Annotated in this window: 21 protein-coding genes, 2 tRNA genes and 1 pseudogene; 12 read left to right on the top strand and 12 right to left on the bottom strand. The window is 59.5% G+C overall.

The window, feature by feature from the left end; translation table 11 throughout:
- Together SB772_RS37845 and SB772_RS37840 are read right to left on the bottom strand one after the other, a co-directional pair.
- A tRNA-Arg gene (locus SB772_RS37845) sits at nucleotides 1–73 on the bottom strand.
- An 86-nt stretch (nucleotides 74–159) separates the two neighbouring features.
- A tRNA-Arg gene (locus SB772_RS37840) sits at nucleotides 160–236 on the bottom strand.
- A 120-nt stretch (nucleotides 237–356) separates the two neighbouring features.
- On the opposite strand from SB772_RS37840, the gene greB reads away from it, so the two are divergent.
- Nucleotides 357–926 carry a transcription elongation factor GreB gene (greB, locus tag SB772_RS37835; RefSeq protein WP_410838217.1) on the top strand — a complete coding sequence of 190 codons (570 nt, stop codon included), beginning with the start codon at nucleotides 357–359 and terminating at the stop codon, nucleotides 924–926.
- A 122-nt stretch (nucleotides 927–1,048) separates the two neighbouring features.
- Here greB and SB772_RS37830 read toward each other — a convergent pair whose 3' ends face one another.
- Nucleotides 1,049–2,197, bottom strand: a complete 1,149-nt coding sequence (locus SB772_RS37830; RefSeq protein ID WP_410838216.1) for a porin — start codon at nucleotides 2,195–2,197, stop codon at nucleotides 1,049–1,051.
- Nucleotides 2,198–2,716: 519 nt separating this feature from the next.
- Nucleotides 2,717–2,968: a hypothetical protein gene (locus SB772_RS37825; RefSeq protein WP_410838215.1), complete on the bottom strand. Its 252-nt coding sequence runs from the start codon at nucleotides 2,966–2,968 to the stop codon at nucleotides 2,717–2,719.
- A gap of 442 nt (nucleotides 2,969–3,410) precedes the next feature.
- Here SB772_RS37825 and SB772_RS37820 point away from each other — a divergent pair, with 442 nt between their 5' ends.
- Nucleotides 3,411–3,614, top strand: a complete 204-nt coding sequence (locus tag SB772_RS37820; RefSeq protein WP_006050182.1) for a cold-shock protein — start codon at nucleotides 3,411–3,413, stop codon at nucleotides 3,612–3,614.
- Nucleotides 3,615–3,970: 356 nt separating this feature from the next.
- Nucleotides 3,971–5,134 (top strand): exonuclease domain-containing protein, encoded by a 1,164-nt coding sequence (locus SB772_RS37815; protein ID WP_410838214.1) that lies wholly within the window; start codon nucleotides 3,971–3,973, stop codon nucleotides 5,132–5,134.
- 51 nt (nucleotides 5,135–5,185) lie between these two features.
- Here SB772_RS37815 and SB772_RS37810 read toward each other — a convergent pair whose 3' ends face one another.
- From SB772_RS37810 to SB772_RS37800, 3 genes are all read right to left on the bottom strand, one after another.
- A complete protein-coding gene (locus tag SB772_RS37810; RefSeq protein WP_410838213.1) occupies nucleotides 5,186–5,782 on the bottom strand; it encodes a chorismate mutase in 597 nt (198 codons plus the stop codon).
- A 286-nt stretch (nucleotides 5,783–6,068) separates the two neighbouring features.
- The gene (locus SB772_RS37805) at nucleotides 6,069–6,218 is read right to left on the bottom strand and encodes a hypothetical protein (RefSeq protein ID WP_028200145.1); all 150 of its coding nucleotides are present in this window, start codon (nucleotides 6,216–6,218) and stop codon (nucleotides 6,069–6,071) included.
- A gap of 527 nt (nucleotides 6,219–6,745) precedes the next feature.
- The gene (locus tag SB772_RS37800; RefSeq protein WP_410838212.1) at nucleotides 6,746–7,861 is read right to left on the bottom strand and encodes an aldo/keto reductase; all 1,116 of its coding nucleotides are present in this window, start codon (nucleotides 7,859–7,861) and stop codon (nucleotides 6,746–6,748) included.
- Nucleotides 7,862–7,989: 128 nt separating this feature from the next.
- Between SB772_RS37800 and SB772_RS37795 the strand changes: the two genes are divergently transcribed.
- The 3 genes from SB772_RS37795 to SB772_RS37785 all read left to right on the top strand — a co-directional run bounded on the left by SB772_RS37795 (nucleotide 7,990) and on the right by SB772_RS37785 (nucleotide 9,670).
- The gene (locus SB772_RS37795) at nucleotides 7,990–8,901 is read left to right on the top strand and encodes a LysR substrate-binding domain-containing protein (protein ID WP_410838211.1); all 912 of its coding nucleotides are present in this window, start codon (nucleotides 7,990–7,992) and stop codon (nucleotides 8,899–8,901) included.
- Nucleotides 8,902–9,122: 221 nt separating this feature from the next.
- A complete protein-coding gene (locus SB772_RS37790; protein WP_410838210.1) occupies nucleotides 9,123–9,323 on the top strand; it encodes a hypothetical protein in 201 nt (66 codons plus the stop codon).
- Nucleotides 9,324–9,433: 110 nt separating this feature from the next.
- Nucleotides 9,434–9,670 (top strand): P27 family phage terminase small subunit, encoded by a 237-nt coding sequence (locus SB772_RS37785; protein WP_410838209.1) that lies wholly within the window; start codon nucleotides 9,434–9,436, stop codon nucleotides 9,668–9,670.
- 162 nt (nucleotides 9,671–9,832) lie between these two features.
- Here SB772_RS37785 and SB772_RS37780 read toward each other — a convergent pair whose 3' ends face one another.
- Together SB772_RS37780 and SB772_RS37775 are read right to left on the bottom strand one after the other, a co-directional pair.
- Complete coding sequence (locus tag SB772_RS37780; RefSeq protein WP_410838208.1) at nucleotides 9,833–10,879, bottom strand: PIN domain-containing protein; 1,047 nt, start codon at nucleotides 10,877–10,879, stop codon at nucleotides 9,833–9,835.
- A 136-nt stretch (nucleotides 10,880–11,015) separates the two neighbouring features.
- A complete protein-coding gene (locus tag SB772_RS37775; protein WP_410838207.1) occupies nucleotides 11,016–11,162 on the bottom strand; it encodes a hypothetical protein in 147 nt (48 codons plus the stop codon).
- A 639-nt stretch (nucleotides 11,163–11,801) separates the two neighbouring features.
- Here SB772_RS37775 and SB772_RS37770 point away from each other — a divergent pair.
- On the top strand, nucleotides 11,802–12,290 hold the full coding sequence (locus tag SB772_RS37770; RefSeq protein ID WP_410838206.1) for a MaoC family dehydratase: 489 nt from the start codon (nucleotides 11,802–11,804) through the stop codon (nucleotides 12,288–12,290).
- Between the two features lie 164 nt (nucleotides 12,291–12,454).
- Complete coding sequence (locus tag SB772_RS37765) at nucleotides 12,455–13,336, top strand: NAD(P)-dependent oxidoreductase (RefSeq protein ID WP_410838205.1); 882 nt, start codon at nucleotides 12,455–12,457, stop codon at nucleotides 13,334–13,336.
- Between the two features lie 10 nt (nucleotides 13,337–13,346).
- On the opposite strand, the gene SB772_RS37760 is transcribed toward SB772_RS37765, so the two are convergent.
- The gene (locus tag SB772_RS37760; RefSeq protein WP_410838204.1) at nucleotides 13,347–13,940 is read right to left on the bottom strand and encodes a TetR/AcrR family transcriptional regulator; all 594 of its coding nucleotides are present in this window, start codon (nucleotides 13,938–13,940) and stop codon (nucleotides 13,347–13,349) included.
- A gap of 103 nt (nucleotides 13,941–14,043) precedes the next feature.
- Between SB772_RS37760 and SB772_RS37755 the strand changes: the two genes are divergently transcribed.
- From SB772_RS37755 to SB772_RS37740, 4 genes are all read left to right on the top strand, one after another.
- Nucleotides 14,044–15,015 carry a quinone oxidoreductase family protein gene (locus SB772_RS37755; RefSeq protein ID WP_410838203.1) on the top strand — a complete coding sequence of 324 codons (972 nt, stop codon included), beginning with the start codon at nucleotides 14,044–14,046 and terminating at the stop codon, nucleotides 15,013–15,015.
- A 136-nt stretch (nucleotides 15,016–15,151) separates the two neighbouring features.
- Nucleotides 15,152–16,009 (top strand): MBL fold metallo-hydrolase, encoded by an 858-nt coding sequence (locus tag SB772_RS37750; RefSeq protein WP_410838202.1) that lies wholly within the window; start codon nucleotides 15,152–15,154, stop codon nucleotides 16,007–16,009.
- A gap of 166 nt (nucleotides 16,010–16,175) precedes the next feature.
- Nucleotides 16,176–16,907, top strand: a complete 732-nt coding sequence (locus SB772_RS37745) for an SDR family NAD(P)-dependent oxidoreductase (protein WP_410838201.1) — start codon at nucleotides 16,176–16,178, stop codon at nucleotides 16,905–16,907.
- 185 nt (nucleotides 16,908–17,092) lie between these two features.
- Nucleotides 17,093–18,061 (top strand): zinc-dependent alcohol dehydrogenase family protein, encoded by a 969-nt coding sequence (locus SB772_RS37740; RefSeq protein ID WP_410838200.1) that lies wholly within the window; start codon nucleotides 17,093–17,095, stop codon nucleotides 18,059–18,061.
- Nucleotides 18,062–18,129: 68 nt separating this feature from the next.
- Here SB772_RS37740 and SB772_RS37735 read toward each other — a convergent pair.
- A pseudogene (locus SB772_RS37735) lies at nucleotides 18,130–18,906 on the bottom strand (oxidoreductase); the annotation flags it as partial.
- The gene (locus tag SB772_RS37730) at nucleotides 18,885–19,217 is read right to left on the bottom strand and encodes an SDR family NAD(P)-dependent oxidoreductase (RefSeq protein WP_410838199.1); all 333 of its coding nucleotides are present in this window, start codon (nucleotides 19,215–19,217) and stop codon (nucleotides 18,885–18,887) included. The gene SB772_RS37730 and the pseudogene SB772_RS37735, both read right to left, overlap by 22 nt.
- Nucleotides 19,218–19,222 lie beyond the last annotated feature (5 nt).

Genomic DNA, 19,222 nt, shown 5'->3' with positions numbered 1-19,222 from the left:
GCGGCTGGCAGGATTCGAACCCACGACCCCTTGGTTCGTAGCCAAGTACTCTATCCAACTGAGCTACAGCCGCACGCTAAAAACGGTAAATCTCGCTTTGCTACGATGAAACTGGGGTGAAACGAAAGGGCCTCCCCAAAGGGAGGCCACTCGAATAAGTGGTGCGGCTGGCAGGATTCGAACCCACGACCCCTTGGTTCGTAGCCAAGTACTCTATCCAACTGAGCTACAGCCGCACGCAGAAACGAGATTATAGCAAAGCTTTTAAAAAAGGGAAGCGTGTAACTGCGATTTGTCTCATTGCGCTGATCGTGTACCCTTGATAAACAGTCGTTTGCTGCACGTAACGGACCATCATGAACAAGGCCTTTGTCAAAGAGTCGAGTGAAGAGAATGACGACGACCTCGACGTCGCGCAGCCCGAGATTCCCGCGGGTGCGAAAAACTACATCACGCCCGCCGGTTACCGGCGCATGCGCGATGAACTGCTGCATCTGATCGACAATGAGCGGCCGGAGGTGGTCAAACTGGTGTCGTGGGCGGCGTCGAACGGTGACCGCTCCGAAAACGGCGACTATATCTACGGCAAGCGCCGTCTGCGCGAAATAGACCGGCGGATTCGCTTTCTGACTAAACGCCTCGACCTTGCGGAAGTGGTCGATAGCAGCAGGCAGGAAAATGTCGATCAGGTTTTCTTCGGCGCGACTGTCGAATACGCAACGGAAGACGGCGAGGTGCATACCGTTACGATCGTCGGCGTCGACGAGGTCGATCTGGATATCGGTCACGTGAGCTGGATCTCGCCGATCGCGCGTGCGTTGCTCAAGGCGAAGATCGGCGATACGGTCACACTGCACACGCCGGCTGGCCCGCATCCCATCGACGTGCTGGAGGTCAAGTATCCGTCGCCTGATACCGGCGGCTAGACCAGCCATCAGGGTGTCTGACAGCCGATCCATTGTCTTTCTCGTCTCAAGGCCTGTCTTCTCCAGCATAAAAAAGGCGCCGCGAACGGCGCCTTTCCATACTGCGGGTATTGCCAGCCGCTTTAGAAGCGGTGACGCAGACCTGCGGTCACAGCGATTTGCTTGTTGTTTCCCGAAGCGGCCAAGCCGTTGATGTCGGCATCGACGATGGCGTTCTGGTTGACTTGCTGGTATTCGCCTTGCAGGTACACGTCGGTACGCTTGGACAGCGCGTACGCGGTTTGCAGGTTGAACTGGTTCCAGTGCGGACGCGTGCCAGCCAGGCTTGCGCGCGTGTACGTGTACGAACCGGCGATGCTCACTGCCGGCGTCAGAGCATAACGAGCGTTAGCTTCGAAGTTCTGGAAGTGAGCGCTGCTGCCGCCGAAGCCACCGATACCGGCCGTTTGACCCGATGCGCCTGCACCGATGCCAGCCAGACCCGACAGGTTCGTTTGCGAATACACGAGGCCGACCGTTGCCGGGCCGAACGCGTAGTTCGCGCCTGCGCCCCACGTCTGCTGACGGCCAGCAAAGAACGTGTTGTCGCTCGACACTGCGCCGCCCGAGTTGAACGCTGCAGCCGCGCCGGTCGCGCCGTTGCTATTCAATTGCAGGTAAGCAGCAGCGACGTTCAGGCCGCCCCAGTTGTACGATGCGCCCGCGCTGTAAGCACGGTTGTTTGCGAAGCCGGCTGCCTGGTTCGAGAAGCCGTACAGCGCGCCGAACTTGAAGCCACCGTAGTTCGCACTCTGGTACTTGACCGAGTTGTTGATGCGGAACGAGTTGTTCAGGTTGTCGTTGTCGAACGGGTGCGCGAACTGCGTGCCGCCGTATTGCGTGCCGGTCAGTGCCAGCGGGCCGACGTAGTCGACCATGCTGTCGTATTGGCGGCCGAGGGTCACGGCGCCGAACTGGTCGCTTGCCAGACCGACGAACGCTTGACGGCCAAATTCACGGCCGCCTTGTCCGAGCGTACCGTTGGCGATGCTGAAGCCGTTTTCCAACGTGAAGATGGCCTTGAGACCGCCGCCCAGATCTTCAGCGCCGCGCAGGCCCCAACGGCTGCCGTTCACCGAGCCGCTCGTTTCTTGCCAGTTGCTGTGACCGTGCTGGTTATTCGTATAGGTGATGCCGGCGTCGATCAGGCCGTACAGCGTGACGCTGCTTTGCGCGTGCGCCGCCGTTGCAAAAACGCCCGTGAGGGCCGCGACCATGAGTGTCTTTTTCATCTTTGTAACTCCGAGAGCGAGAGTGGGCTTTACAACCCAGGCTTTAAGGAGACCTTCACGCGGGAGCTGCGAGAGGCTAAATCCGCGTGAGAAGTGCGCCTACTCCAGGCGCACCGGTTTCCGTTAGGCAGAGTGTAGAGAGGCGCTTGGAAAGTGGACGTTCCGAATTGCGCAATAAAGTATTACGCGATCAGAAACGATAGGCGAGTGGCGTTCAAGCCTTGCTGGTAAAGGCTTGCAGCGTTTTTGAGGGGGTGCGAAAGACGTGTCAACCGAATGGCGTTGCTCATTTACTACAGTAATCGACGTAAAAAAACAACGCTATAAATCGTAAAAATAGATTGTTGTCGTTATTGCAATAGATGATTGTTGATTATGCGAATAATCGGTAGTGACGAAGCAGCTATACTGAAATCTCTGCTTTCCGAAGCAGACTTTTTCGTTGACGAAAAAGATCTCCAAACCTTTGTCGGCGCGACCTTCCAGTCGCGCTTTTTTTTCGCCTGTTGTCCGGCGGGCCTAGCGGGCTGGCGCAGCCGCGTTCGCTGTTGCCCAGTCAGGCTCAATCGAGACGCTCCAATCTTCCATTACGTAGCGACGCGCGTCCATTGGGGAAGACAGCAGGTTCTGCCAGTGATCGCCGTGCCACATGGGATCGGGATCGAACTCGAAGGCAGCGGCCGAGTCGGCGACCGGCAGGTGATCGGTGACAGTCGTTGTGTGCGATTGAGTAAGCCAGGTGATGAAGCGGCGGAATTCGTTGAACAGCATGGCAATCTCCTGATACGCGCTACTACTTACTACCGCTTTCCATCTTGCTGTGAACTATCTGGCCGAACAACTCGGACAAACACTTACGAAAAACATGTCTTGTTACATATTTTAGACTTCAATGCTGAAATTTTTACCTATATTAGTCGTGTCGCGAATCGATGGAGTAATAATGACGTACAACTTATTCAGTTTTTGCTGAAAATATCCTTCATATCTTTCCGATCCATTTGGCATTGGTTTATCGCGCGACGTGCTAAGTGCATATGAAAAATTCGCTTGACGGCGATTCTTCGTTCCCCGTATAACGGCAATGCTGAATTTCAATTGTCAAGTCTGTTGGCCGGGAGGCCGTCAGGGATATCCGGTAATGGATTGAATGGCAAAAGGTTCGGTTTGAGGGCAATGCCCGCTTTTATAAAACATCGAGGGAAACTGGAACATGGAAACTGGTATCGTCAAATGGTTCAACGATGCTAAGGGTTTTGGCTTCATCACATCGGATTCGGGCGGCGAGGATCTGTTCGCACACTTTTCGGAGATCCGCAGCGAAGGTTTCAAGTCGCTGAAGGAAAATCAGCGCGTTTCCTTCGACGTGAAGGCGGGCCCGAAAGGCAAGCAAGCGGCTAACATTCAGCCACTGTAAGTCGCCACGCGCTGACAGGCGCCTGTCACTGCGCAGCCAGCTGGTCGAAGAGCCCTCGCATTGGCGAGGGCTCTTTTATTGATGACACGCTATTTTGTTATGCAACTGATGCTATTAACTATCCGGTTCAAACGGGACGCGAAAAAAGATAGGAAAACATGTAAACACGCTGAGTGTTTTAAATAAGCGCCAAAAAAACCATAATAATTCGACGACTGATTTACGATTCGTGGCCCATCGGAAAATGCCGTCTTTCGCACGGCATGACTGCTATGAGAATGCGAAGCTGCCCGGGTGCGGAGCGGCCAACTGGTGCATACTTGCCGCAAAGCCACGCGTCCAAAGTATCCCTTTCCATGTCTGAACAGTTTTTGCCGGAACCGGCTCTCGACGTGCCGATCGCCTTCGTCGACCTTGAAACCACGGGCGGCACGACCAGCGATCATCGCATCACCGAAGTCGGTGTGGTCGAAGTAGGACCGGCCGGCGTGTCGCGTTGGAGCAGTCTGGTCGATCCTCGGCAACCGATTCCGTCCTTCATTCAGCAACTCACCGGCATTACCAATGCGATGGTGCGCGGCGCGCCGACGTTCGACGCTATCGCGCCAGCTCTTTTTGAGCGCCTGAGCGGCAAATTGTTCGTGGCGCACAACGCCAGTTTCGATCGTGGTTTTCTGCGTAGCGAGTTTCGCCGGGTTGGGCTTGCATTCGATCCGGACGTGCTGTGTACCGTGCGTCTGTCACGCGCGCTGTTTCCCGCGGAAAAGCGCCATGGGCTCGATGCGCTGGTCGAACGTCACGCGCTGGTGCCATCCGATCGCCACCGCGCGCTCGCTGACGCCGACCTGATCTGGCAGTTCTGGCAGCGTCTGCATGGTCTCGTACCACTCGACGTATTGCGGGCGCAGATCGAGCGCACCACGCGGCGCTACCGGCTCGCAGGCGACATCACTGAAGATTTGCTCGATACCGCGCCGGCCGGATGCGGTGTCTATGCATTCTATGGGGAGGAGGATCTGCCGCTGTATGTCGGGCGCAGCGTCCGTGTCCGTCAGCGGTTGCGCTCGCATTTGACTGGCGAGCGGCGTTCGTCGAAGGATGTGCGGCTCGCGCAGCAGGTGCGGCGGGTTGAATGGCGCGCAACCGGCGGCGAATTGGGCGCTTTGCTCACGGAGGCTCAATGGATCGCGGCGCTGCGTCCGGGACACAACCGCGTGCCGCGTATCGCGAAGGGCGATCCGGCGGACGCGCCTTGGCCTTTCGACGGCCCGATTGTTTTCGAGGAGCGTGAAGAGGCTTCGCATGCGCGAGCCTTTCACGTGGTGGATAGATGGCGCTACATCGGCCATGCGCCGTCGCTCGCGCAGGCGGCGACGCTGCATGCGTCCAGTGGCGCCGGGCCGTTCGAACTGTCGACCTATCGCATCCTGCAAACGCATCTCGCGCGCGGCTTGCGTGTGATGCCGTTGAGCATCCCGGGCGGTGCAGCAGCGTCGCTGGGCGCGCCGAGCCTCGCTTAATCGGTAGTTTGATGCGGGTTCTGCCGCACGTTTGGACGTGCGGCAAACCGATTAGCCGGTCGCGCCAACCCCTCCGGTTTCGCAAATATGGCCAAGCGCGCGCGTCAGCGCGCTCGAGCGGGTCGAGTCGTAACGGGTCAACGATTTCCAGTTAGCAAGCGATTGCGCCACGCGTGACGGACAATCCGGCGCTGCGCGCAGCGGTTGCACGCGCGCGAGACCCGCCACCAGCGACTGCGTCAGCCGGTCCAGTTGAGGCCTCGTGCTGCTCGCGAGGTCGGGCGCCGGCTCTTCCGGCGGCCGCGTGCTGCGCCAGCTGTCAAACAGTGCGTTCTGCACGTCCTTGCTCGCGTCGATCTGATCCTGGAAGAAGGCATGAGCAAACGCCGGATCGACGTTCGCCGCAACGGCGCGCTTCTCGACATCGGCGAGCAACGCGTTTTCGCGCGGCGTATCGGTGATCGCCTGATGGTTTGCCCACTTCCAGCGGGCAACGGGTTCTGCCAGCGCCAGACGTTGCGAAGCCAGTGCGATCAGATTGGTGAGTGCGGTGTCATCGTCGTCCGCGACGGCTGGGGCGGGCGCGAGCGCAAGCGCGGTGAATAAAGCGAGCACGCATGACGCGCCAAAGCGATACGAACGATTCATGGAAAGCAGGATTGGCCGAGCAGCCGCGGAAGAAAAACCAGAAGAATAGACGATGCGTCGATCAAGCGGCATGTTGACCGCTCAAAAACAAGTGCCTGAAATATTCAAGCGAGCATCTGTTTGGAAGAGGTGCGCGAACTGACACTGGATCGCACGGTCCAGCGCCGCGATCAAACGGCCGTAGTCGGCGCTCCGAAGCTGGCTCACGACGCTTGTCCAGACGCGCGCAAACCTTCGCCGCGCGCCGGACGCGCGAACGCCGATGCTGCATCGCGCCACCGCATGATTACTTCGAGTCGCACGACTTGCGTTGTTCGTCGAAAAAGGCGCGAACGTGCTCAGGCAGTTCTGCACCCAGGAACTCAACGCCAGCGGGTTCCGGATCCGGGCTAAAAACTTTATCCGGGGTCGGAATCTTCGGTGGTTTGGCATCCATGATCTCTCTCCTTTACAAACCGATTATCTGCCTCGGTCCCCGTTTTGCACCAGTGTCTGATGCGGCTTACATCATGTTTGTTGCTTTAACCGCACACGCCGACCTGTGAACGGAATGTTTGAATAGAATTTATCGGTTGGCTGCGCCTCTTCCGGCTCTTGCGGCCGCCAATCCAATAAGTTCGTTATTCCTTGCTGCACCCTTTCCAGCCTTACCCTGCGTGCCTTCAACGATTAACTCTCGTACGTCCGCGCATCACTCGTTCATATGTGTTGATATGAACAAATCGACACATTTTTTGTGCGCTGCCGCATCGGCAGGATTTTCTTGCGATGTGCTCGAACGTTCGTTAATTACCGATTCATTCAATCCGCCCTTGATCTTTGCGTTAACGAACGATTCAGCGAGTTCGTTGACGAGCGAGAATACTTTTTAAGTCATTCTCTGCAAATAAATACGCGCCACGTCCCCAGCGGAACGCAGCGCGTGGCGGAGCGCGGTGAGCGGCGCTCGCAATGGGTGGGCGCTTATGCGCGAGGCGCGGGAATCTTCACCGGCGCGCAATAGGCCGCCGATTTGTCGCTGACTTCGACCTGGCCGTGAATTCGCGCCTGGTGGCCATCGGCGAACATGTAATACGGGAAAGGGCGGGCCGGTTCCGATACCGCGTCGAGCCGGGCGATCAGTTCCGGCTCGAGCGTGAAGTCGAGTGAGCCGAGCGACTCCTGCAATTGTTCCGGCCTGGTCGCGCCGACGATGATGCTCGACACGCCGCGCTTCCGATGCAGCCAGTTGAGCGCGACCTGTGCCATCGGCCTGCCTGCCAGGTTCGCGACGACCTCGAGTTCCGCGACGATCTGAAAGTTGCGTTCGGTCAATTTGTCGAAGCCCGGCGGCGGCGCGTTTGCCACGCTCGCCAGCCGGCCGCTGCCTGAGACGCCGACAGACGCTCCGCTTTGTGAGGGCCGATATTTCCCCGACAGCACACCCATGCCGAGCGGACTCCACGGCACGAGCCCCATGCCCAGATTAGCGGCGAGATCGGCAAACTCGTTTTCGGCGCTACGCTCGATCATCGAGTATTCGAGCTGCATCGCCGCGACCGGTTCGAAGCCGCGCCAGTCAGCGAGGGTCTGTGCGCGTCCAGCAAACCATGCCGGTGTATCCGACAGGCCGACATAGCGGATCTTGCCGGCGCGCACCGCGTCGTCCATCGCGCGCATCACTTCGTCCACCGGCGTCACGCGGTCCCACGTGTGCAGGTAGTACAAGTCGATGTAGTCGGTACCGAGACGCTTGAGCGAGCCATCGAGCGCGCGCAGCAGATTCTTGCGGTGATTGCCGCCCGCGTTCGGATTGCCGGTCTCGGCGTTGTAGCCGTATTTGGTCGCGATCACCAGGCGGTCACGCAGGCCGCGCGCTGCGACGAATTTGCCCAGCCATTTTTCGCTGGTGCCTTCGGTGTACAGGTCGGCGGTGTCGACAAAGTTGCCGCCAACATCCACGTACAGGTCGAAAAGACGTTGCGCCGACTTTTCCTCGGCACCCCAGCCCCATTCGGTGCCGAAAGTCATCGTGCCGAGTGCGATCGGGCTCACGCGCAGACCCGAGCGGCCGAGCAGGTTATAGCAGTTCATCGTCATGTCGGTCTCCTTGAACAGTGACGCGAAACGAATCGCGTCGATGTGGCTATCGTGCGCCGATTCGTTTCGTGGAAAAATGCCGCTTGTCTGCAAGAATTATGAAGCCATGCTTAAGAATGGGAGGCGCGATGGATCCTGCTCAGTTGCCGGCGCTGATGGCGTTCGCCTCTGTGGCGCGTCACGGCAGCTTTACGCACGCGGCCGGTGAAACCGGCGTGACGGCGTCCGCGCTGTCGCAAACCATCCGGGCACTCGAGACGCAGTTGAATGTGCGTCTGTTCAACCGGACCACTCGGCGTGTGGCGTTGACCGAGGCTGGCACGCAGTTCCTCGCGGGTGTGAAACCTGCGCTAGCCGCACTCGAGGCCGCTTTCGAAGCGCTCGACGAAACCCGTGACCGGCCAGCCGGCACGCTGCGCATCAATCTGCCGAGGGTGGCGAGCGAGTTGCTGGTGCTGCCGCATCTGGCTGAATTCACGCGCCGCTATCCGCAGATCCGCCTGGACATGACGCTCGACGACGGGTTTGCCGACGTGGTCGGCGAAGGCTTCGACGCGGGCATCCGGCTCGGCGAGCGGGTGGCGCAAGATATGGTCGCGGTGCCGCTGGGCGGCGAGATTCGCCTTGTCGTGGCCGGGTCGCCGGCTTATTTCGAACGCTATACGCCGCCCGCGACGCCCGCCGATCTCGCCGCTCACGATTGCCTGCGCTATCGCTTTTCGACCAGCGGCGGAATCTATCGATGGGAGTTTGCGCCGCCTGACGACCCGCCGCGCGTGTTCGAGGTCGAGACGCGCGGCAGTCTCGTGACGAACGATCTGCGCACGATGGTGCGGGCGGCGGAGCAGGGCGTCGGTCTGCTGCACGTGATCGACGACTACGTACGCGAGCAACTCGAAGACGGCCGGCTTGTGCGCGTGCTGGATGCGTGGTGTCCGAGCTTTCCAGGGTTCTATCTGTACACGGCGAGCCGTGTGCAGATGCCGCTCAAGCTGCGCGCGCTAATCGATTTCCTGAAGGAAAAACGCGGCGCTGGCTGAGCACGCACTTCGTTCAGGCCAGTAACCGCTGCAGATACCCAGCCGCGCGGCTGCCGTCGCACGATGATCTCATTTCGCAACATAGGTAGATGACCGCCTGGTAAGCGCGGACGACCCGGTCCATTATTGAGGCATCTATCCGTGGCCTAGAGTGCGGTGGATAACGGACGCCCAGGAACCAGCACGGAAGATGGCTATCTTTGCCCTTCGGAGGGTTCATCATGGAAAACGCGGTCTACTGGAATGGACGCCAGGTCGGAATCGAGTGCGCCGGCCGGATCTTATGGTTTTCGTCGGCGCCGAAGGAGGCGATCGCTGCATACGGCACTCAGCAGACCACGAAAGACAAAGCCATCACCGAAGATGTTTTCGTGGCTCGCAATCTGGTCGTGATTTCCCGATGCGACAGGCTGGGTTTTTGAACCCATGAGGGTTTTCACCCGGCACCCCCGGTAGGGGGTGAAATCCCTATCGGGGCTTTGCCCCTCGACCGCGTCCGGAGTCGCATTTTTATCGCCGCGAATTGGAGTGAGTGGGGGTAAGCCGGATAGGCTATAACGGCCTTGCTGATGGATGTGTGAAAACGAAGGAGTCCGACATGTCGCGTCATCCGATACAGTCGCCTTATCTCGCGATTGCGAACAAGGCACATGAGCAGATGGCGCACATGCTCGCAGAGTTCGGGATGACGCCCTCGAGCCGCGCGCATTGCACAGTGATGAAACCAGACGACCCGAGTCCCTATGCGAAGTTCGTGAAGAAGACGTGATCGGCATCACTGGAAATTTCGCCGAGGCGCCCGCAAATTCGAGCCACCGAAGCGGATCTTCAACGTTTGCGACAGGCAGCAGGCGGAGGCGGGGTTACACGAGATAGAAGTTCGCGGCCTCGACTACCAGTTGGACAACGAAAGGAGTATGTGCAGGACGAACTACGAGTCGAGCATGTCCCACTCGTCACCAAGCATCCAACGTATCGCTGAGAGCTTGCCATTGATCATGCCCCAATCAAAGTTGCTCCAGGGCCCAAGGTTCTCCTTCCCGCTCTTCTTTTCGATGCGCAGAGCTGCTGCCTGTCCCTTCTTCCAAACGGAGTCGACGGTGTACTTGCCGTGATTTTTCTTGTCGGCATTAAACAGCGCATTCCATTCCTTTTCGGCTACGACCTTGACCTTGCCACGCTCAATTTGCCAAGCGTGGTATTTGTGTCGGTTGTACCAAACCTGATCGAACAGCAACTCATGAGCCTCCATCAGCTCTGATATTCCACGCGGCTCTTCCTGAATTGCAAACCACTCGACCTCGCTTACAAATGATGGGTCGATCTTGCGCAGGCACTCTGCCAAGTTGATGAAGTACATCGATCTGATTTTGCTAAATGACGATGCAAAATCGGGATGTGGCAGCTTGAAGTTGCCATCAGTAGCGCTGAAGTCGATATAGTTGTCGGTGACAAAGGCGAACCGATTTCCCTCACCTTTGGCATTGGACGCTTCGATGTAGGTCTCAAGGATCACAGCGTCCGCTATTGAGTTCTTATTCTCGCGGTGGCACGGAGCCTTACGATTCAACGCGCGACCGGCAGCACGAAGCATCACTCCATCAGTTGGCTCGATGATTTCCGCATCGATGAGTAGTTTCTCGATGGCATCCAGCGTGCTCTCGACTGGCCTGCCGAGTTTCGGCAGTTTGTGGTTAACCTCAGCAAGGTGTGCTAAGACCATGCTCGTTTTTTTCTTGTCGCCGCCGACCTTGGCGATCGCCTTGCGTACCTCTTGCAAATGACCGGTGAAGCTTCGTTCAGACGCCTTCAGGACGCGCGCTCGGCTCCTTTTGAACTCGTCCAGCACCTGCCGAGGTACTAGTAGCTTCATTTTTTTCTGCGCCACGGCTCCCTGCACGACCTGCAGCAACGGTGTGTGCTTGTGGTCGTCAGCAAGCTTTAGCCAAACGCAAGTATCAATAAGAACGTGAAACATGGCTATCCCCAGCAGGATTAAAGGTTTGAAAGGCGGACCTTGTTCAATACCAGCGTTCCCTGAACCACTGAATGGTTGCCATCCTGAACATCGTCCGACCGTGCGCTACCAAGCGAGGCGGCCCCACGCCCCCCGGTTACTCACCCTCGACGATAGGCGCGTTCTTCCCTCTGCACTCCAGCCCGTGCATGGCGAGGAAGTCTTTGTGGATCAGGACGTTGGTTGAGAAAAACGGGCTGCGGGCGCGCAGCTCGTCGCCAACTCGGTCATAGAGCACATCCAATTCAAAATCTTCGCCGGTGTCTTTTTGGCGGAAGACGGGGAAATACTGAAGGTCAATGTAGGGCTTGCCGTAACCACGGCGAGAGCATCGCGTGACGAATCGCTGTGCAGACTGTGTAACCGTCCACTGCTCCCGAAAAAGCTCACCTTAAGGCCCGTAGAAACCGCTGGCGGGTCCGGGACATGCCTCGATACCACCCGGGCCGCGCAAGTGGTTTCCAGGCGTCTACCGGATGGCGGACGCGGCAAGCGCGGGTCGGACCTTCACGCGCTTCAACACTACCGACGACAACGACGGACGGCTCCCCGCGCGGCGTGCCCACTTCTGAGTTTTCATCGGATTTGCGCCGCCATCAGCCGGTCACGACAGGCAACAAGCGGCCAGCTTCAGTCATTCCGCGCTGGATCGCGAATGGCTGCTCACCGCCATATGCGAGACGTTCTTAGTATCCGCACTTGCGAAACGAAGACCGAACCCGAATTCGACGAATATGCACGCAAGTGCAAAATCGTAGCGTCGCTGGAAACTTACAGGCCAGACTTCACGCTCCTCCCGATCTGATTTCTCGCTTGACAAAGTAACAGACCTGCCACTAGTATTAAATTTACTTACAGGTTAGTCACTTTGTGGAGAATGGCTATGCAGGTGAGAGAAGCAGGGACTTTGTCAGGCTCCGAGCGCTATCTAGAAGATTTTGCAGTGGGACAGACGTTCGGATCAGGGCGGCTGCGCATCAAGAAGGAGCGGGTCCTTGCGTTCGCTGCCGAGTTCGATCCACAGCCCTTCCATCTCGATGAGGCGGCGGCGTGCGACTCGATCTTCGGTGGATTGGCCGCCAGCGGCTGGCACACCGCTGCCGTGACAATGCGGTTGATGATTGAGACCGAACTCAAGCCGGCTGGCGGCTTCGTCGGCGCTGGCCTGGACGAGTGCCGCTGGCCCCGGCCGGTGCGTCCCGGTGACGAGTTGCGCGTCGAGTGCGAGGTGATCGAAGTGCGACCGTCAAAGTCCCGTCCGGAGCAGGGATTGATCAAACTCCGAACGACCACCCTGAACCAGGACGACGAGGCGGTGCTCGTGCATGTCGTGAACATGGTAGTGCCGCGCCGCAAACAAGATTCGTGTTGACACCGCAATGCGGGATTGCCGGAGAAGAATGCTGGTGATGGAAATTACGGACTCCGATAGGATTTTTAGTTTGCTCGCCGCATTCGACACCTGCTCCTGGTATTCGCGGCATCGTATCCGACCGTGTCGCCACAAGCGCCAACCGCGTAGGGACGGAGGTGAATATGGACATTGGTTTCGTCGGCTTAGGTGTCATGGGGCAGCCCATGGCGCTCAATCTGGCTCGCGCGGGCACGCAACTCATTGTCTGGAATCGCTCCGCGGACAGATGCGAGTCTTTGCGAGCGGCGGGTGCAACCGTCGCGACGAATCCCGCCGAGATATTTAAACGGAGCCGCGTGGTATGCCTGATGCTGGTCGACGGCGACGCAATCGACGCCGTCCTCGGCCGCGGCACATCGCAGTTCAGTGCAAACGTTGCGCACCACACGATCGTCCAGATGGGAACGACCTCGCCCGACTACTCACGCGGACTCGAAGCCGACATTCGCAATGCCGGTGGCAGCTACGTGGAAGCGCCCGTCTCAGGCTCGCGCAAGCCCGCTGAAGCGGGCCAACTCGTGGCGATGCTGGCGGGCGAAGACGCGGTCATCGAAAGCGTCCGCCCGCTGCTCGAGCCAATGTGCCATCAGACGATGGTGTGCGGCCCGGTTCCAAACGGAATTCTCATGAAGCTCGCGGTGAATCTGTTTTTGATGACCACGGTCACCGGCCTTGCGGAAGCGGCTCATTTTGCCGAACGACACGGCCTCGACATGTGGCAGTTCCGCGCCATCCTCGACGCCGGACAGATGGCGAGCGACATCTCGCGCGTGAAAATCCTCAAGCTGGTGACACGTGATTTCGCAGAAGTGCAGGCGTCGATCACCAACGCACTGGACAACAATCGATTGATTGCAGAAGCGGCAAGAGGAGGCGGGGTCGCGTCGCCACTGTTAGATGTCTGCTACGCGCTATTCGGCGAGACGCTCGCGTTGGGGCATGGACACTCCGACATGGCGGCTGTCGTCCACGCGCTCGAGGCAAGAACCGATTCCAGCAAATGATCGCGTTCGGCTAAACCAGCAATTTCGTCGCGGCGTCGATGAGGTCGCCGCTCAGATCATGCGACTCCGCTATCAAACCGGTGACGTATGCGCCGTTGATGATCAGCGCTATCTGAGACGCGGTGCGGTTGGGATCGCTGACGCCCAGCCTCGCAACGATCGTCGCGAGCCTCGCCCGCAATTCCTCCTTGTTGTTTCGGGCGATAACCCGGCCAGGATGGTTGTCGTCGGGAAACTCCGCCACCAGGTTAAGAAAGGGGCAGCCACGGAAGGCGGGATGCGCAATCCGTTTCGCGATTCCAGATAGCAGCGCGTCCAACAGGGCGCGCGCGTCTTCAGGGTGCTGCTCTTCAACGCCATCCCACCACGCCCAGAACAATTGATCTTTCTCGGCAGCGAAGGCGCAGATCAAAGCGTCCTTGGAATCGAATACCCGATAGAGGCTCGTCTTCGAAACCCCAGATTGCTCGACGACCGTGTCGATGCCGATGGCACGGATGCCCTCGCGGTAGAACAGGTCGCTTGCTGTCGCGAGGATGCGCTCGCGCGCGCTCACTTCGCCCTTTCGCGGGGCTCCTCGCCGGGGTCGGGTTCCTGCTTTCATATCCGCCAACTCCTTTCATTCGGATTTTCTGATTGACAAAGTAACAGGTCTGTACCTAGTATAAAAGTAACGTACAGGTTTGTCACTTTATAGGATCATAGCCATGCATGTGGTCGAAGCGGAAACCTTTTCGGGCTATGACGGATTGCGGCAGATCGCATTACCCAAGCCGCAACCGGTGAAGGACCGGGTGCTGGTCCGCGTGACGGCCGCTGGCGTCACGCCGCTCGAATACACCGTCCTGTCGGGCGGACACCCCCGAGCCAAGGCGCCGCTGGTGCTCGGCAATGAGGGTGCCGGTGTCATCGAGGATGCTGGCGATTCAGGACTTGCGGTGGGCAGCCGTGTGATGTTCACAGGACCCTACGGTGTTCGTGAGAATGGCGCGTGGCAAGAATGGTTGCTAGTGAGGCCCGATGAGTTGGCGCTCGTGCCCGACGCGATGGACGACGTAGTCGCGGCCAGCCTTCCGGTGGCCTATCTGACGGCACAGATCACGCTGACGCTGGCCGGATTCAAGCCGGGCATGACGGTGCTGGCTCCCGGGATCGGCGGGTCGGTCGGCAACGCGACCTATCAACTTGCGCGGGCGAAGGGCGCCGGCAAGGTGCTTTCGACGGCCGGCAGTGTGGCGAAAGCTGCCAGGGCGCGCGAGCTTGGTTTCGAGCACGTAGTCGACCTTAGCGCAGAAGATCTCGCCGACGGCGTTCGCCGGATAACGGACGGCAAGGGCGTCGATATCGTCATCGAGAGCATCGGCGGCACCGTGACGAGTGAGGCGTTGAGCAGCCTGGCTCCCGGTGGCGTCCTGATCACATTGGGCTACTCCGCAGGACGCAAAACCACGATCGATGTCACGGACCTGATCTGGAAGCGCGCGCGGATGGAAGGCTTCTCCCTGTTCGCCCAGTCACCGGCCACGATCGCTACTGCGTGGCGGGACATCATCCCGTTGATCGTAAGCGGATCCGTCAAGCCGATCGTCGAACGGGTCTACCCCCTCGCCGAAGCAGGCGAAGCCCTGCATCACCTGATAGAGGATCGGCCGTTTGGCAAAGTCGTTTTAGCGATGTGACCGACAGGACAAACGGATATTCGCGGGTCCCGCGCGCGCCTTTTTTATTGGTTCGATACCCGCGCCTTGGCCGAAGCGGGTCAGGCGATGAGCGGACGAGGATTCCTCGACGCCATGCAACCATGAGGAGGTCGTTATGTTGAATTGGCAAGTGGGCGCGGTAAAGATCACCTGCGTGGTCGAGACGTTAATGTCCTTACCCTACGATCCGGAGACCTTCTTCCTCCGGGACGCGACGCCGCAGGCGCTGAAGGCCAGCCCCTGGCTCTATCCGCACTTCGCCAACGAAGATGGTTCGCTCAACGTGTCCGTCCAGGCGTTGCTGGTGGAGGCGCCTGGGTTGAGGCTGATGGTCGACACCTGCATCGGCAACGACAAGCCGCGCGGTCTGGTGGGCGGAAACCCGCTGGCGACGTCGTTCCTGCAACACCTGACGGACGCTGGCTGGACCCGTGACGATGTGGACGCCGTGATCTGCACCCATCTGCACGTGGACCATGTAGGCTGGAACACGATGTTGGTGGACGGCAAGTGGGTTCCAACCTTTCCCAAGGCCCGCTACCTGATCGGCAAGCGCGAATTCGAACATTGGAACAACGAGGGCGACGAGGAGCAGCAGGCGATCATGGGCGACAGCGTGCGGCCGATCTTCGAGGCCGGCCTGGTCGACCTGGTGGAGATGGACCACCGCATCTCGCCTGAAGTGCGTCTGAGGCCAACTCCTGGGCACACGCCGGGCCATGTCAGCGTGATGATCGAATCGGAAGAGCAGCGCGCGGTGATCACCGGCGACATTGCTCACCATCCCTGCCAGATGGCGCACCCTGAGTGGGCGACGAGCCTCGACAGCGACACCCAGGCTGCGACGACCACGCGCGCGAAGTTGTTCGCCGAATGGGCCGACCAGCCGATCCTTGTCATCGGCACCCACTATGCCGCACCGACGGCTGGGCACGTGAAGCGCGACGGGGCGGCGTTCCGGTTCGAGGTCTAGTCGCCGGACGGCCAAGGAGATGATCGACTGGCTGGCCGGCGTTGGTTGATACGCGCAAACCACCCTCGAATGCAGCCGCGCATGGGCGTCAGGATATTTTTTGGCAGCTGACCGCCAGCGCCAGAGGCGCTGCCAACCGGAATTAGCAATCAACGGAGTAGTCGCTATGGATAAGTTGCAGGGAAAGGTGGCCGTCATCACTGGCGGCTCGTCGGGGATAGGCTTCGCTGCCGCAAAGCTCTTCGTCGCCGAGGGCGCGCACGTCTTCATTACCGGTCGTCGCCAGAAGGAGCTCGACGAAGCCGTGAGTGCCATCGGGGCCAATGTGACTGGCATCCAGGGAGACGTCGCCAACTTGGCTGATCTTGATCGTCTCTATGAAAACGTCAACGCGACAGGGCGAAGAATCGACATCGTCTTCGCCAACGCTGGCATCGCTGAGTTCGCCGCCTTGGGCAACATCACTGAAGCGCATTTCGACAAACTGTTCAGTACCAACGTGAAGGGAATGCTCTTCACCGTCCAAAAGGCGCTGCCGCTCTTGAATGACGGTGGGTCGATCATTCTCACGGGCTCCGTCGCGAGCGTCAAAGGGACACCCGCCTTCTGGGTATACGGTGCGACCAAGGCGGCCGTCCGCAATTTCGTTCGAGGATGGACTGTGGAACTGAAGGACCGTCGCATCCGTTCCAACGTCCTTAGCCCGGGCCCAATTGATACGCCGATCATTGGTCAGCAGCCTCAGGACGCTATTGCGAGAGTTTTATCTACTATTCCGATGGGACGCATGGGGGAAGCCGACGAAGTTGCCAAAGCTGCCCTGTTTCTCGCGTCAGATGACTCGAGTTTCGTCACGGGTATCGAACTCTTCGTGGACGGCGGCAGAGCGCAGATCTGACCGTCAAATGGTTCGCTCGGAAGGACCCCGCCGCCTCGTTTGCTGAAGATGGGGTTGTCGAGCTTCCATATCTGGCGGGGCTCCTGCATGCAGTGGTAATGCACGACATTCCGCAACCCGATGCCCGATAAGGCATGCCCGGGCGCCGTGTGCACTCAGGCGCCCATCGAAGATGGAGTTTCATCATGAAAGGTATTGTGCTCACCGCATACGGCGACCCTGCAACGGGACTTGAATTCCGTGATCTGCCCGAATCCGCCAGTCCGGGCGCGGGCCAGGCGTTGGTCGGGGTCGAGTACGCCCCAGTCAACTTCAGCGACATTCTCGTCGCGCGGGGCATGTATCCGCTGCATCCCGAATTGCCGTCCGTTATCGGCAACGAGGGTGTGGGGCGTGTACTGGAGGTCGGTACCGGAGTCGCCAACGTCAGGGTGGGCGATCGCGTAACTCTCCCGATCGGCAGCTTTACCTGGCGCGAGCGGATGGTCGTCGACGTGGACGGCATAGTCGCGCTTCCCGTCGACGCCGACGCTCGTCAGTTGGCGATGCTTACTATCAATCCACCCACCGCGCATCTGCTGCTCGAGACGTACGTGCGCCTTCAGTCGGATGACTGGATCGCAATCAACGCGGCCAACTCGGCCATCACGCGCTGGATAGTCGGCTTCGCCAGGCAAAAGGGTGTCAAGACTCTCGGACTGGTGCGCCGAGCCGAGGCTATGAATGCCGCGCGAGAAGCGGGATGCGAGCTGGTCTTGCTGGACGATGATGACGCGCCGACGAAGATGACAGAGGCGCTGGGCGGAAAGCGCGCGCAGCTTGCGCTGGATGCTGTCAGCGGCGAGGCTACTGGCCGTCTGGCCAAGCTGCTGGGCCCTCGTGGCACGCTAGTGGCATACGCTGCCCCGAGCTTTGCGGCCATGGCAGTTAGCCCTTTCGATGTCATCTTCAATGACCTGACCATTCGTGGCTTTTCTCTAGGCAATCCGGACTTCGCCGGACAGATTCCCGGCGCCATCATGCAGGCGTCAAAAATGGTGGCCGCAGGCGAAGTTGCGATTCCAGTGGCCGCGACATACAGGCTTGAGGACATCGGCGCCGCAATCTCCCAACAGGAGCGAGGCGGAAAAGTTCTTCTGAAAGTCGGAGACTAGGTGCAGCATATCAGGCCCTGGCATCCAGTAACCCGTAAACCCGCGGTAGTGCGTTGGTAGACCGATGACTAGCGCGCGCCGTGCACGATGTCGCCGAAGAGCGACGCGTGTTCATGGGGAGCCGCCCGCCAGTATTGCGGCGGCGCGTCGACATGAACACCGAGTTTAGCTGCCGCGTGCCAGCCCCAGCGCGGGTTGTACAGCATGCCGCGGGCAATCGCGACGAGGTCCGCCTGACCGTTCGCAACTACCTTCTCTGCCTGCTCCGCCTTGGTGATCAGGCCGACGGACATTGTGTTGACCCCCGTGGCTTCCCTGATGGTCTGCGCGAACGGCACCTGATAGCCCGGACCGACGGTGATTTTCTGCAGCGGCGAGATTCCGCCTGATGACACGGTCACCCAGTCGACCCCGCGCATGTTGAGCTCGCGGGCGAACGCGATGGGCTGCTCCACATCCCAGCCATCTTCGATCCAGTCGGTCGCGGAGACCTTTAGGCCGACAGGCTTGTGCGCCGGGATAATCGCGCGGACGATATCGAACACCTCGAGCGGAAAGCGCATGCGGTTTTCCAGTGAGCCACCGTATTCGTCCTCGCGCTGATTGGCGATGGGCGACAGGAATTGATGCATGAGATAACCATGCGCGCCGTGCAGTTCAATGCCATCGACGCCAAGCCGCTGGGCCTGCCTGGCCGATTCAGCGAACGCATTGCGAACGCGTTCCAGTCCAGCCGCATCGAGCGCGACCGGCGCTGCTTCGCCTTCTTTCTGCGGCAACGCGGAAGGACCGTGCGTGACCCATCCACCGTCGGCCACTGGGATCAACTGCCCATCCCAGGGAACGTGACACGCTTCGAATCGGGCCGGCGGCCCGCATCGATTGGCTGGTCATCGAAATCGTCAGGTGGAGGTTCCCCGAAGCGTGCGACGACGCCGTCGATCAGCTTTCGCACGTCGTCTTCGAAACGCACATCCGACTGCAGGAACTCGGCTTGAGCGCCCAGTGAACGCAGCTCTTCGGCGAGTTGCTGTCCTTCTTCCATGCGGCGGCCGGAGACGACGACGCTTGCCTTCTCGCGGGCGAAGGCGATGGCGGTCGCGCGGCCGATGCCCGTAAGGGCGCCGGTGATCAGTACAAGAGGTTGGTTAGCCATTGGCT

It is taken from the genome of Paraburkholderia sp. SIMBA_030 (assembly GCF_046535245.1).
Lineage (GTDB): Bacteria > Pseudomonadota > Gammaproteobacteria > Burkholderiales > Burkholderiaceae > Paraburkholderia.
Note: the sequence above shows the minus strand (reverse complement) of the source record. Positions and strands in the feature narration are given on the sequence as shown.